Annotated in this window: 1 pseudogene; it reads left to right on the top strand. The window is 74.1% G+C overall.

From position 1 onward, the window contains the following. Positions 1 to 463, top strand: a pseudogene (locus MKL01_RS06835) (integrase); the annotation flags it as partial.

Below are 463 nucleotides of genomic sequence, written 5' to 3'. Positions count from 1 at the left end.
GCGAGCCCCGAGGCTGTGGCCGGCTTCCTGGCGCACGAGGCCGAGGTCGGGCGGTCCGCCTCGACGATCGGGCGGCGGCTCGCCGCGATCCGGTACGGCCACAAGCTGGCGAAGGCGGCCGATCCGACGGACGACGAGGACGTGCGTGCCACCATGAAGGGGATCCGGCGCCGCATCGGCGTCGCGCCGACCCAGAAAGCGGCGGCCACGGTGGACGTGCTGCAGATGCTGCGCGCCCGCACGCCGGACACCCTGACTGGCAAGCGCGACCGCGCGTTGCTGGCGCTCGGGTTCGCCGGGGCGTTCCGCCGGTCCGAGTTGGTGGCCCTCGATGTCGAGGACCTGCGCGAGGATCCGGAGGGCCTGCGCGTCGTGGTCCGCCGGTCGAAGGTGGATCAGGAGGGCAGGGGGTTCGAGAAGGCCATCCCCCACGGCCGGTTCGTCCGGCCGGTGGCGCTCGTGC

This window comes from Methylobacterium sp. J-070 (assembly GCF_022829385.1).
Lineage (GTDB): Bacteria > Pseudomonadota > Alphaproteobacteria > Rhizobiales > Beijerinckiaceae > Methylobacterium.
This window is presented reverse-complemented; position numbering and strand designations above follow the sequence as displayed.